9 protein-coding genes and 2 pseudogenes are annotated in these 12,731 nt (G+C 68.0%); 7 read left to right on the top strand and 4 right to left on the bottom strand.

The window, feature by feature from the left end:
* Genes drmB through P8A20_RS30490 form a run of 3 tightly spaced genes read right to left on the bottom strand, consistent with a single transcriptional unit; the run spans nt 1 to nt 5,857 of the window.
* Entirely contained in the window at nt 1-1,743 is a 1,743-nt protein-coding gene (drmB, locus tag P8A20_RS30500; RefSeq protein ID WP_306104634.1) for an MrfA Zn-binding domain-containing protein, read from the bottom strand.
* Nucleotides 1,744-1,746: 3 nt separating this feature from the next.
* Nucleotides 1,747-5,697, bottom strand: a complete 3,951-nt coding sequence (gene drmA, locus P8A20_RS30495) for a DISARM system helicase DrmA (protein ID WP_306104633.1) — start codon at nt 5,695-5,697, stop codon at nt 1,747-1,749.
* Nucleotides 5,648-5,857, bottom strand: coding sequence for a hypothetical protein (locus P8A20_RS30490; protein ID WP_306104632.1), 210 nt, complete (start codon nt 5,855-5,857; stop codon nt 5,648-5,650). Before P8A20_RS30490 ends, drmA begins: the two co-directional genes overlap by 50 nt.
* 270 nt (nt 5,858-6,127) lie before the next feature.
* Here P8A20_RS30490 and P8A20_RS30485 point away from each other — a divergent pair, with 270 nt between their 5' ends.
* The 3 genes and pseudogenes from P8A20_RS30485 to P8A20_RS38820 all read left to right on the top strand — a co-directional run.
* The gene (locus P8A20_RS30485; protein WP_306104631.1) at nt 6,128-6,298 is read left to right on the top strand and encodes a hypothetical protein; all 171 of its coding nucleotides are present in this window, start codon (nt 6,128-6,130) and stop codon (nt 6,296-6,298) included.
* Nucleotides 6,299-6,414: 116 nt separating this feature from the next.
* Nucleotides 6,415-6,729 (top strand): annotated as a pseudogene (locus tag P8A20_RS38825) (transposase family protein); the annotation flags it as partial.
* A gap of 265 nt (nt 6,730-6,994) precedes the next feature.
* Nucleotides 6,995-7,293, top strand: a pseudogene (locus P8A20_RS38820) (DUF5655 domain-containing protein); the annotation flags it as partial.
* Nucleotides 7,294-7,388: 95 nt separating this feature from the next.
* On the opposite strand, the gene P8A20_RS30475 reads toward P8A20_RS38820, so the two are convergent.
* Nucleotides 7,389-8,135 (bottom strand): DNA-methyltransferase, encoded by a 747-nt coding sequence (locus P8A20_RS30475; protein WP_306104629.1) that lies wholly within the window; start codon nt 8,133-8,135, stop codon nt 7,389-7,391.
* A gap of 580 nt (nt 8,136-8,715) precedes the next feature.
* Between P8A20_RS30475 and P8A20_RS30470 the strand changes: the two genes are divergently transcribed.
* From P8A20_RS30470 to P8A20_RS30455, 4 genes are all read left to right on the top strand, one after another.
* On the top strand, nt 8,716-9,861 hold the full coding sequence (locus P8A20_RS30470; protein WP_306104628.1) for a C40 family peptidase: 1,146 nt from the start codon (nt 8,716-8,718) through the stop codon (nt 9,859-9,861).
* A 329-nt stretch (nt 9,862-10,190) separates the two neighbouring features.
* The gene (locus P8A20_RS30465) at nt 10,191-10,499 is read left to right on the top strand and encodes a DUF6112 family protein (protein ID WP_103510059.1); all 309 of its coding nucleotides are present in this window, start codon (nt 10,191-10,193) and stop codon (nt 10,497-10,499) included.
* Nucleotides 10,499-11,188: a hypothetical protein gene (locus P8A20_RS30460; RefSeq protein WP_306104627.1), complete on the top strand. Its 690-nt coding sequence runs from the start codon at nt 10,499-10,501 to the stop codon at nt 11,186-11,188. The genes P8A20_RS30465 and P8A20_RS30460 overlap by 1 nt, the downstream gene beginning before the upstream one ends.
* Before the next feature lie 27 nt (nt 11,189-11,215).
* Complete coding sequence (locus P8A20_RS30455) at nt 11,216-12,643, top strand: SCO6881 family protein (protein WP_306104626.1); 1,428 nt, start codon at nt 11,216-11,218, stop codon at nt 12,641-12,643.
* Nucleotides 12,644-12,731: the final 88 nt, after the last annotated feature.

Raw genomic sequence — 12,731 nt, 5'->3', positions numbered from 1 at the left:
TCACGGTAGGTTCTCAGCGAGAAGAAGGCGGTCCAACCCCTGATTACGGTGCTCACACGAGGTCTCCGAAGCCAGGAGACACGAGTAGCAGGCGACTCCCTCTGCTCCCACCGACGGCGCTTCCTGGCACAAAGGGTCGTTCGAACAGCTCTCGACGTCTCGTAGAGCGTGCGAAAGAACGTGCTCGAACCGGTTAACGAGGGCGACCAGCCCTCCGAGGGTGCCATCTCCTCCGGGTTGGACCGTGTAGAGGAGGAGTCCACTGCCCATGACCCTGCCGTCCTGCACGCTGAGATAGACCCGCTCACGGATCGCTGCGGACGAGTACCCGGAGTCCACTGAGAGCGACCGGAGGAGACGGTGGGAGAGCGTATGCCACCAGACGTGTGCGGGGTGGAGTGACGGGTCACCGTCCGGATTGCTCCCGAACCGATCGTTCCACTGGTTGGCCCGGCTGCCTGCAAGCGTGAGCGAGTCGCCAGCAAGATCGATGAACACGCCCTCGCCGAAAAGCTCGATGCCCGGGTACCAGGTGGTGCCGTTCCAGTCGAAAGCGGTGGACATCTTCTGGGCCTTCTGCGGGTCCAGCCGCTGGTAGCCGGTCTGGACCATAACCATGCGGAGACGGCTGACAGGTGCGACGCGCAGCCTGTGCCGGCGGACGGGTCCCTGTACGAGGCGCACATCATCCTGGCGAACCTCGAACAGCGGAGGAGAGCCGGGATGCGGGTGGGGAACTGCCGGAACGCCACAGGTCGCCGCTTGGCGAAGGCGGTCGAGTTCGTCGTCACGTAGTGACGACGAACCTGCGTTACCAGCCCCCAGTAGTTCGTCGAACGCCTTGCTGATCTCGGACCAGCTCGTCTGTTTCAGGTACTCGATCGCACCCCGGGCAAGCCCGACCTGCTCGGCCTCTTCCATAAGAGCAACCTGGTCCAGGAGACCGCGGCGATGGAGTGCACCGACTGCTCCCATAAGGGACGGGTCGTTCAGGATGTCGTGAAGCCGGGTCGGCATATCCATGATCGTCAGTGCGCTCTGAAGCAGGTTGAGCCGCAGGTTGGCAGCTCCTCGCTGGACGATGCGCGCCTTCTGAACGCACCGCGCCGTTGTCGGCGCCGGACGCCCCCCGTGCTCTACGATCCGGCCGCTACAGCGCCAGGATTTCGCGTACGCCTGGCCGAAGTTCGCGGTCGCGTGGCAACGGGGGCACTCAATGCGGACAAGTCGGAGGGCGCGGCCACCTCCGTGCCACAGGTAGTGCTTCGTGCCACAGCCTCCACCCTCGTGTACGAGTCCGTGCCAATGGACCTCGTCCAAGTGACCGTTCTCGCATGCCTGCACGAAGCGGATCGCATCACGCCCCGCCTTCTCCCGACGCTGCGGAGCCGACACCGATGGGCACTCCGGGCATCCGTTTCCCGTCTCGTACAGAACCTGATGCGGTCGGTGCTGTGTACACAGAGACCAGAACGGAAACGCGTGAGTGGGGTAGATCGTTCTGTCCGAGGGAAGTCCCAGTTCGGCGTTGGTTGGCACACGAGCGATGCGTGCACCGTCCAGCTCGAGTTGAGAGAGCCGTTTGTCGACGATCTCGAAGTCCTGGGGGTTGCGGCCGATCTCGTTGAAGAGCGTGTCCACCGACTTGAGTACGACCGGCCCGGATCCTGTCTCGAGAATGCTTCCAGGGCCGAGGGTGATGACGAACTGGGAGGGGCGGACCTCCTGGTAGGGGCGGCTCACGGTTCATCCCCGTCCCTTGATCGTGGTGGTGGCCTCCACCTCTCGTAGAGAGTTTGGCGCGTTTTCATAAGCCTCATCCATGTTCGCAACAAGATGCGCGAGGTCACCCAGGACGACCGGGCGAGAGGCCGGACGTGTGACCGTCGACTCGTGGTACAGCAAGGCATTACCGACACGGTCAGCGACCTCCCGCCAATGCTCCAACTCCGAGCGAGCATGGTTCTCCGTCTCCGATGGCGGTGGACGACGGAGGGGCGGCTGCTGGGCGGCACGTTCCTCGAGGATGCCGGGGAGCAGGTCCACCTCGGGGTCCGTGTGGGCGTCGCTCATCTCGTGGGCACGGCAGAACCAGCCCCCGTTACTGAGCCGCTGTTGGATCCGCCACCGCTCGTCGACCTCCACGGAACCCGCCGCGGTCGGAATCCTCGCCGCCTGGCGGAGGACACTGACCATCACCGGGCCAAGGGCCCTGTCCCTCGCCCGGGGCGCGAAGGGGTTGACGGTGACGGGCTCGACGTGGCGGTAGAGCGTGGTGTGGTAGCCGGTGAAGTACTCGTAGTGGCTGAGGTCCCGCGGGCGCGAGGCCCGGTAGAAGGTGACGACGAGCCCGCCGACGCCGCGCCCCACACGGCCGGTGGCCTGGATGTAGGAGGACGTGGTCTTCGGCTGCCCGTGTACGACCATGAGTCCGAGTCTGTCCACGTCGACACCGGTACCGAACATGGAGGTGGCGACGACCGCGTTCGCTGGTTCCCGGCCGGGCCCCAGCCGGACTCCCAGCTCCTCGAGCATGCCCGGGAGCCTCAGGGAGCTGGTGCGGCTGGACAGCTCCATCGGTTCCTGCTCGTCCAGAGTGCGGGGTGCCGCGGCGACGCTCCCGAGACGTTGGGGGATGTCCTGACGGGCCAGCGCCACGGCGCCGGCGAGTTCGCGGATAGCGTTGAAGTAGCCCACCAGCGTCCAGAACGGGTCCAACTCCGCTTGTGCGACGCCAGCCTCGAGTCGGTTGCGGGGTGTCTGGAGTAGACGCGACCACATCCGAACGATGGGTGTCTGTGCTCCTCGTCCGGGGGCGACCACCCCGACGTACAGACGACCCGCCTCCTGCGCGTCGAGCGGGTGCGAGGAACCGGTCGAGGAGAAGAACGTCTCCTCGGCACGGAGGCCCTGAGGAGGGAAGACCTGCAGGCTTCGGTCGAACAGCGAACGGACCTGCTCCTCCGCCCTCCGAACGGTCGCGGTGGAGGCGACGTACTTCGGCCTGACAGTGTTCTCGCCGTCATGCACCGTGGAGAGGAGGTCGATGCCAGCCTCGTAGAGCCCGACCATACTGCCCAGAGGGCCTTCGATGAGATGCAGTTCGTCCTGCAACACGAGGTCGGGTGGGCGGAATCCCCGGACGGGAACGTCGTTCCCAGACGTCACCTCCTCACGGGCGTTTCGTGGGAGTGTCGCCGGCCCTGCCGGAGGTGCCCAGCCTCGGTAGTAGCCCAGGTGTTCGTTGAGCCTGTCGACGTTGCCGAACAACGCACCGGCTCTCGGTTCGAACGCTAGGCGGGCGAACTTGTCCACCGTCGCCACGACCATCGACGGGCACCTGGCATAGACCTGGTCGTCCACTGTCCACGCCGGGACAGGGCAGTGCGTCGAAGAGCCGTCACCCCGGTCGAAGGCTGCCAGCACAGGCCAGGCACCGACCTCGGTCGCCTCGGACCAGGCCAGGTCGGAGTTGAGCGGGCACTTCGGGTTCGGGCAGAAGATCTCGAACTCGACGGGCTTCTCGCTTCGTTGCCTGCCCCACTCAGCTGTCCGCACGAAGTACCCCGGTCGGCTCGCGCGGGCGGAGACGAGCCAGGATCTGGAACCGAGCAGACGACGTGCACGCCCGTTGAACCATTTGTCGACGCTCTGGTCGGACACGTCCGCAGTGACACGGAACCGAACGGAGACGGTCGCGAACGACGGGTCCGGATGACGGGTGACCGTGATCGCGGTAACGTAGAACGGCTCTTCCGACAGCTGCGGCGCCACGTCCGGGCCCAGAGCTGGATCCGGGTCGCCCACCACGAAGTGCAGCACACCCGTGTCACCCTCGCGCAGGCCCTCCGGGGGAATCGCCAGTGTCGACCTACAGGCCGGACAGTTCAAAATCTGCGCCGGGTCACCTTCGCCTTCTTCCCCCTCCAGGATCGAGATGGCTCCGTGGGCCGTGATGATCCTGTTGTTCGCGTCACGGTATTCGAGGTCCTGCAGGTTGTTCGGGGTCACATTGCCGCCCACCCACAGTCCGACCGAGAACCTGGTGGAGCCCCACGGCACGTCACCGAGATCCTCCCACCCGGACGGCCGCCAGCCACGCTGACCGGGTGACCCGCTGACCCTGAGGAGCTCGCACGCCGTCACCATCGCGAGCGCCCTCCTGTACTGCTGAATCGTGAGGAGCCGCAGTGTGTACCGGGAAAGGACGGTCACTCCTGCTCCTCCCCCGGGCTCCTGCCCTCGCTCGGCTCGAAGCCGCCGAAGCGCGAGGGTGAACGCAGCGAGTCCGAGGTAAGCCTCGGTCTTGCCTCCACCGGTCGGGAACCAGAGCAGGTCACACACGTCCCGGTCCTCGTGGGCGTCGTCGACGATTCCCCGTAGGTTGACCAGCTGGAACGCGAGTTGGAACGGCCACCAGCGGTTGACCCTCCCCTTGGTCCACTGCGACTGGACGGCAATCGCCCGGTTGGCGAAGCAGAACGCGAGGAGGGCGTCGCGGTCCCCTGCCAACAGCTCGATCCCGTCGCGGATCCGATCCAGCGCGCGTCGGCACCCGGAGAGGTGTCGTTGGGCCGGCGTACCTGGCGCATGGCCTTCTACGCCGCAGGCCTGGCCCTCGATCCAGCGTTCGTAGGCGTCCGCGAGCGGCTCCAGCCTCAGGCGGAGTACGGCACCATCCGTGATCTGGGCCAGCTCCACAGGGTCCAGCTCAGGCGGATCTCCCGCGTCGGCCGACCAGCCCTTGTCCGGAGCGTTGACGGGAACCACAGGAACAAATTCGGACCGGACGTCGGCCGGTTCGAACTCGGCCACTGTCCCGTCGTCGAACAGGTGACGCCCGTCGGACCACCTGAACGGGGGCCTGGTTCCTTCCAACCCTCCCGGATGCGGGCGCTCCGGGTCGACCTGGCGCCAGACGGCAGAGCAGAGGTGACCCCGGGCGAGGACGGGACGGTCCTCGTAGAGCAGCGCCAGGCTCTCGTCCTCCTCGTCCTGCGCCAGGTGCTGGTGTTCCAGTGGAACCAGCTCGACTCCGTCCTGACAACGCAGACGTACCTGCGGCTGGAACACGTGGTCCGACGGGGAGAGGTGGTCTGATTCCACAGCGCTCTGGTTGACCATGAACACCGAGATCTTCCAGATGCCGCCGGAGTCCCTTCGGCTACGGACCCTCACCACGACCCCCGGATCCGCGAGGTCGCTCAGCGGGACGTCGACGGAACAGTCCACGTCGCGCCAGACAGCACCGTGTGGCTCCCGGCTCCATTCCCCGTTGGCCTCCTTGCGGTACCTGGCCCACGTACAGCAGATGTCGAGGCGTGGCCTGTCAGGGGCACTGACCGCCAGGGACACGCCCAGCGACGACGGCCTGGCGCGGGGGTCGAGTACCAGCGACGGAAGGCCCGCGTCGGCGGGCTGATGACCTGACACGGGCTCGCCTGGATCGAGGTCGTCATCACCGCCCGACACCTCGTCGCCGACAAGCTCTTGGTCCGAGTCGGCCTCGACCGAAGGGGATGAGAACGGAGCCAGGACACCGACGATGTACTCGTCAAGCGGGTCCTCGTCGCCCTCCAGCCTCTCGATCGGCCCTCCCCGGGGGCCAAGGATCTCAGCTACGAGATCCTCGACGAGGTGGTCTCGCTCACTCATCGGGGTACTCCTTCTCGCTTCGTTCCTCGTGGGGGAACCCAAGCACGAACGCGGCGCCACCGAGTGCATCCGGCTGCTCGGGCTGGTCCGCAAGATGCAACGTGCATCCGAGGAGAGAAGCCGTCACGGCCTGCCACTGCGCCTGCCGGTTGGTGAACGCCTCGTTCGCGGAGAAGCTCAGGTCGTTCGAGCTGAACAGCATCCGAAGATGGCGCCCTGCCAAGACACCGCCCCTCCCTGACGATCAACTGGGGCCAATGTATGTCCCCTTGGCGGCTGAGGGGCAGGCCCAGATTCGGGCAACACAACGAATGTTCGCAACTCCACTTGGTTCAAGCCCCGTTCCCCCGTCTACGCCGACGAGGCTCCGAAGGCCGACAGGCTCCCTCACAGAGGCGGCCCGACAGCGGGGAATAACCGTGCCCTCCGGTCGATTGTCCGACTGTTGACAACGAGGAGGACGGGGAGGCGAGTGAGCGACCTGAAGCTGTTCCGGCTGGATATCGATGACTGGGACGTCGAGCTGCGCGGTTCGACGGTGGCTGTGGAGGTGGAGCTTCAGCGCCGGATCGAGGCCAGCATGGAGGCCATGCTCGGCATCCGTTTCCTCGCGTCCGAGTACCCGACCAGGGCTTCGGCGTAGTCAGCCCTGGTCCGGTTTGTGACGGTTCGTTGACCGGTGGGCGTCCCGGAGGCAGGACAGGCACGGATTTCCAAGATCATGGAGTTCTCTACGCCCCGTGACCTGCCTGGAAGACCGTGCCTGCCAACGCATCATTGCCGATTCCGCCTGCCCTTGACCAGCTCCGCGAGCAGCCCGGCGTCGGGCCCGGGGAGGTGGCGGGCCTGCTGGAACGGCTGGCCGAGGTGCCGGACCCACGGGACCCTCGCGGTGTGCGGCACGCGTTGGCCGTTGTCCTCGCCCTGGCCGCGTGCGCGGTGCTGGCGGGGGCGACTTCGCTGCTGGCGGTCGGCGAGTGGATCGCGGACGCGCCGCCCCAGGTGCTGGAACGGCTCGGTGTGCGCCCCGATCCGGTGCCGCCTAGGCGGTTGGTGCCGGCCGAGACGACGGTGCGCCGCCTGCTCGCGCGCGTCGACGGCGACGCCCTGGACCGGGCGGTGGGCGGCTGGCTCGCCGACCGCTGCCCCGCCGGCTCCGGGTTGCGCGGACTGTCCATGGACGGCAAGTCCCTGCGCGGCGCGGCCAGGGCGAGGGGGCGGAAGATCCACCTTCTTGCGGCGGTGGAGCACAACACCGGCCTGGTCCTGGCCCAGCTCGACGTCGGCGAGACCACCTGCTTCCAGCCGCCGCTGGACACCGTCGCCGACCTGGCCGGGACACGCGGAGCTGGACGAGGCGCTCACGGCGTGGGGCGAGGTCGAGGTCGCGTCCCTGCGGCACTACATCGCCTACCGCGACTGGTGAACGTGGCCTCGGTGATCTTCCGTCCGAAACACGAGGCGATCCTGGTCTACCTCAGACTCGACCCGGACTCGGTCGAGCTGGAGGAGGGCTTCACCCGGGGCATGCGTGGCATCGGGCACCTCGGGACCGGGGACCTGGAGGTGCGCCTCGTCTCGGCGGCCGACCTGGAGAAGGCGGTGCCGCTCATCCGACGGGCGTTCGAAGCGGCCTGACGCAACGAGAAGGGCGGCTGGTGCATCGGTTCTCGATCCGCCAGCCGCCCTTCGGCGTCTGCGTGCCGCCGGCTCCGGGCTCTCCGCTTTCATGCTCATACCTCCGGTCCGGCCAGCTCGAAGTCGTCCTTCGTCAGCTCGGCGCGCAGCCGCTGTTCGGCAACGTCGGCGTAGTGCGAGGACAGCTCGACGCCCACGAAGCGGCGTCCCTCGCGAAGGGCCGCGACGCCCGTGGAGCCACTGCCGGTGAACGGGTCGAGGACGGTGCCGCCTTCGGGGCAGACCTGAACGAGCTGCTGCATGATCTCGACTGGCTTCTGGGTGATGTGCACCCGGTCCTTGCGGGGCTGAGAAGCGATGTAGTGGCCGGGCAGGTAGAGGTCGCGGGTGCTATCGAGGGCCCCCTTGACGCCCCAGATGATGAACTCGGAGTCCTGCTTCGGTCCGCCCTTTCGGGGCCGGCTGGCGGGCTTGATCCACGGGATGGTGCCGCTCCAGGTCCACCCGGCCATCTGCAGGGCGTCGGTCGTAGTCGGCTCTTGGCGCCAGTCAGTGAAGACCATGGCTACCGCGCGCTCGGTGGAGGCCCGGTACGACTCAGTGAGCAGTTCGGTCAGCCAGGAGCGGTAGGAGCGCTGGTCGCGGTTCTCGCCCGGGAAGTTGGCGAGGTCGTGGGCCGAGTTGCTGGTGACGTACTTGGCCCGCGCGGTGCGGCCGGTGCGGTCCGCGCTGGTCCGTCCGCCGCTGTTGTACGGGGGGTCGGTGATCACGGCGTTGACGCTCTCGTCCGGGAGGGTCTTCAACACGGTGAGGGCGTCGCCTCGGTGCAGCGTGTAGCTCATGGGGAGGGCCTCTCTCAGGGCACATCGGGTCTGGACCCGCTACGGACAGCACTCAACAGAGTCCATCTCGGGCGGGGTTGTGCCGGAGGTTAGCGGCGGTCTCCGGCCGGACCTAACGAGGTGGACCGTCCTGCGGGTCCGAGTGCGGGAGTCGTTTGGTGCGGCCGGAATCCCGGTTTACTGTCTCGCCGTGTCACCGGGCCGGAGTCTCGCTCCGTCCCGCTGACCTGTGCCTATCCGTGTTGTCTCGTGCAAGCGAGCGGTACGGAAGGCAGGTTGCCCACACGTCTCAAAACGCCGTCAGGAGCCTCGGTGTACTGCCTGAGATTACGAGCGCGGCTGGCTGCCGCGCGTGACCTGTGACCGGCGTCCAGAAGCCACCAACTCCTGTGCCCCGGGGCCGCCCGAGTGGCGGATGCACATCGGCGCGGTGCCGACGGCTTTGCACGAGAAGTCGGCACCGCGTCTCCTACGAACACCGAGGAGCCGCTGCGATGCAGCATGCCCTGATACGTCCGCGCCCCGACCCGCCGCCGTCACCCGGCCAGCACCGCCGCCTCGGCGAACGGCGGCGGCAACGATGAAGAAGACCACCGGAGCCGTCCTCGGCCTGTGCGCGTCCGGTCCGTTGCTGCTGGCCGTTCCGGTCCTCGCCTTCGGGGCCGGAACCGCCTCGGCCTCCTGCTCGACCGACGGCGCACAGGCTGTGGATACCGCCGCCGTCGCCACCCAGGTGAAGGCCATCCTGGACGGCGACGACAAGGGTTTGGTCTCTGTGCCGGGCCTCGACGACCCGGCCGATCAGGTGCCCCATGCCAAGACCATCCAGGCCACGGGTGTCGCGATGAACGTCCCGGCCCAAGGGCAGGTTGTGGCTCTGGCGACCGCCCTGCAGGAGGGCGGTCTGCGGAACTTGACCTATGGCGACCGCGACTCGCTGGGGTTGTTCCAGCAGCGGCCCTCGATGGGCTGGGGCACGGCAAACCAGATCCTCGACCCGGTGCACGCCTCGACCAAGTTCTACGAGGGGCTGCAGAAGGTCTCGGGCTGGCAGTCCCTGTCGGTCACCCAGGCCGCGCAGGCAGTGCAGCGGTCGGGCTTCCCGGAGGCGTACGCCAAGTGGGAGCCCCTGGCCACCGCCCTGCAGAAGGCCATCGAGCCCCTGCTGCCGAAGACCGGTGGCACCTCTCCGATTCCTTCGCCGTCCGGCTCAGCCACCACCGGCGGCGCTTCACCCAGTACCGCGGGCGGCTGTTCAACGGATGGGGGCGGGACCGACTTCGGCACCATCCCGCCCGGCGCGGTGCCGGCCGAGTACAAGATCCCGGCCGACGCTCCACGAGAAGTCCAGACGGCGATCCGGTGGGCGCTCGGCCAGCGGGGCACGCCTTACCAGTGGGGCGGGAGCTGCACCGACTCGCACGGGCCCGACCCCATGAGCCGGTGTGACTGCTCCTCACTGATGCAGCAGGCGTACAAGGCCGCCGGGGTCACCCTGACGCGCACCACGTACACGCAGGTCAAGGACGGTAAAGCCGTCTCGGTCGAAGCCCTTCAGCCGGGCGACCTCCTCTTCACGGAGGGGACGGCCGCCGTGCCCGAGCACGTCGGCATGGCCATCGGGCAGGGCCTGATCGTCCACGCCCCGCGCACCGGCGACGTGGTCCGCATCACGACCCTCGCGTCCTGGAAGCCGCAGATTCTCGCGGCTCGCCGAGTCGTCTGACCGGCGCCTCTGTAGGTTCCGGTTCAACTTGTCGCTGTCCGGCCATTCTGTCGTCGGCCTGTCACCTGCCGGGGCAAACCCGCAGGTCGACTGTCCGAGGGATCTGTCAGCAGAGCCCGAACGGGCGCTCTCGGCTGAAGAATCCGACAAGTTCGCTGGACGATTCCACCGACAAGTCTCCTGGACTGTCACTCAAAGACGCAGGTCAGCCAAGCGTCAGACGACAAGTCAAATCGGAACCTACACCTTTCCTCCGCCCTTTCCCTTCTCGCGCCGCCGCTCCGCCCGCTCGGGCTTTGGCGCGCATTTAATCGAACTGGAGTTCTTATATGTATCTCGCTGACAAGGTCGTCCAGCTCGCCTACGACCCCGGGATCAAGCCGAACGAGGGAGGGCTTCCGGGTCTGGCCGTCCTCAAGCAGGTGATGGGCTCCATCAACCTCTTCGGCATCATCGCCGTGGTCGGCGCGCTCGCCGTCAGTGCGGGCGTGTGGGCGTGGGGCCACCACTCCGGGGGCCACCAGGCCGAGGCCAGCGGCAAGAAGGGTGTGCTGGTCAGCGCCGGCGCGGCCCTGCTGCTGGGTGCCGCGAACGGTGTGGTGGCGTTCTTCAGCACGCTGGGGACGCAGGTCCGCTGATGTCTTCCCGCTCCTCGAACCCCGGCGGCGCATCGAGCGTGCGCCGCCGGGCGTTGCTCGGCACCGCTGTCCTGGCGGTGCTCGTCGCCTTGGCCGGCCTGGCCGCCTACCTCACCCGCGACGGCAGGGGACCCACCAAGCCCTCGGCGACGCAGGCGACTTCGGCTTCCCCTTCTGCCTCGGCCGTCTCGCCGTCCGGGTCGCCGTCGCCGAGCGCACGCCCGGCCGCCCTCCCAGTCCCGCCGGACACGCACGATCCGATCGTGTTCGGGAAAGCAGCCGCCACAGCTCTGTGGTCCTACGACACCCGTGCGTACTCCCAGGCGGAGTTGCTGGCCTCTCTGCACGGGTGGCTGACCAACGAGAGCGAGTACGCCGACCCTGACTCGGTCGACGCGGTCGTTCCCTCGCCCGTGCTGTGGAAGAACATGGCCGCCAACGGCCAGTTCGCCACCGCGACCGTGAACGAGGGGCACTTCCCGGACGCGTTCACCCAGGCTCTTCAGGCCGATCCCGGAACGATCACGCAGGCGTACGTCTACGCCGTGACCGTCTCCGGCAAGCAGTCGATCGCCTGGAGGGGCTCGCCCGCCGGCGGCGCGGAGAACCGCGTTACCACTCTCGCGGTCCAGTGCCGGCCCGACCATTCCTGCGCCTTGGCCGGCGTCATGCCGTCCGTCGCGCCCTGATCCCCAGCCCGGAAAGGAGGTACCACCATGGGAGTCTGCGACTTTCCGCTGATGGACAAGGTCTGCGGCGCTGTCGACTTCGCCACCAACCCCGCCGGAGCCGTCACCGACGGCATCGGGGCATGGATCGCGAAGTCCATGGGTGAACTGGCCGCCAGCGCGGCTGATCTCGCCGCCAGGACCGTCAACGCGACCACCGCAATCGACCTCAACGCGTCGTGGTTCAGGGAGAACTACGAACTGCTGCTGCCCATCGGGCTCGCGCTGACCGTCGGCACGTTCTGCATCCAGTTGATGCTCGCGGCCTGGCGACGCGACGAGCGAGCCTTGGCCCAGGCAGCGATCGGCACCATGACCGGTGTCCTGTTCAGCTTCTGTGCCATCGCCTTCACCTCCGTCGCCATCACCGTGGTGGACGCCTTGTCCGACGGCCTGTTCCAAGCGGCCAACAGCTCGGTCGACGACGCGATCCGCCGAGTGGTGAAGGTCACCGAGCTGGGGGCGATGTACGGCCTCGGCTGGGGAGTCCCAGCCATGGTCGCCCTCGGATGCGCGATCGGCGCGTTCCTGTACTGGGGCGTCATGGTCGCGCGCAAGGTCGGCGTCCTCGTCATGGTCTCCCTCGCCGTCTTCGCCGGGGCCGGCGGAGGCTGGGAGGTCGCCAAGCGGTGGCGGCGCGGCTGGATCGAGGCCACCGCCACCCTGGTCGTCTCGAAGCTGTTGATGACCGTGGTCTTCCTCATCGGTGTCTCGGCGATGGGCAAGTCGGATGCCCACGACGGCATGGCTGCCCTGTCCGACGCGATGGCCGGCATCGTCGTGATGGTGCTGGTCCTGCTGTGCCCGTACGCGACGTACAAGTTCGTCCACTGGGCGAGCGACGGCGGCGGCCAAGGCGACCTGCACCGCACCGGCGTCGCCGGCATGGCGGTCGCCGCCGGGGCCGCGAAGACCGCGGGCAGCATGGCGATGCGGGTCGGCGCCGGCGCAGGCGCCCCTTCGCCGCAGGGTCCGAGCCAGGTGCCTGGTGCGGGCACCGACGGTGTCGCCTCCGGCATCAACCCCGCCGGTGGCAACCTCAGTAAGGAGGGCATCGACTCCGGCCCGCCCAAGCCGCGGACCAGCTTCCGCTACGGCGAGGACCCGAACGCCTCCGGCGACAAGGGCCGCGCCCTGATCCAGCGCTCCGGCATCCCGCCGCTCATCACCCGGCCCAGCGAGGGCGAACCGGAGGATGCCGAAGGAGGAGCCGCCCCGGGTGCTCAGTTCTCCGGCGTGTCTGCCCCGGTCAGCAGCGTCTCCCGCGCTGGTGTCGCGCTGCCCGCTCCCCCTGCGCCCGGGGGAACGAGCAGCCCTTCCGCACCGTCACTGCTGCCCTCGGGACCGTCGGCAGCTGGCTCCCCGACGCCGACGAGCTGGGGACAGCAGCCCACCCAGCCGCCTGCGGGTTCCTGACCAACCACCACCGGGGGCGAGCCGCACCCACAGCTCGCCCCCACTCCCCTCGCACCACCGACCAGCGGAAACGGAGCCTCGCCATGCC

The organism is Streptomyces sp. Alt3, from assembly GCF_030719215.1.
Classification (GTDB): Bacteria; Actinomycetota; Actinomycetes; order Streptomycetales; family Streptomycetaceae; genus Streptomyces; species Streptomyces glycanivorans.
The sequence above is the reverse complement of the archived record's forward strand: the minus strand, read 5'-3'. Positions and strand labels throughout refer to the sequence as shown.

Bases quoted from the DNA above. Each gene is read 5' to 3' on its own strand.
- P8A20_RS30460 (WP_306104627.1), top strand. From the start codon at position 10,499: ATGTCTTCCCGCTCCTCGAACCCCGGCGGCGCATCGAGCGTGCGCCGC.
- P8A20_RS30470 (WP_306104628.1), top strand. From the start codon at position 8,716: ATGAAGAAGACCACCGGAGCCGTCCTCGGCCTGTGCGCGTCCGGTCCG.
- P8A20_RS30455 (WP_306104626.1), top strand. From the start codon at position 11,216: ATGGGAGTCTGCGACTTTCCGCTGATGGACAAGGTCTGCGGCGCTGTC.
- P8A20_RS30490 (WP_306104632.1), bottom strand. From the start codon at position 5,857: ATGCTGTTCAGCTCGAACGACCTGAGCTTCTCCGCGAACGAGGCGTTC.
- P8A20_RS30475 (WP_306104629.1), bottom strand. From the start codon at position 8,135: ATGAGCTACACGCTGCACCGAGGCGACGCCCTCACCGTGTTGAAGACC.
- P8A20_RS30465 (WP_103510059.1), top strand. From the start codon at position 10,191: ATGTATCTCGCTGACAAGGTCGTCCAGCTCGCCTACGACCCCGGGATC.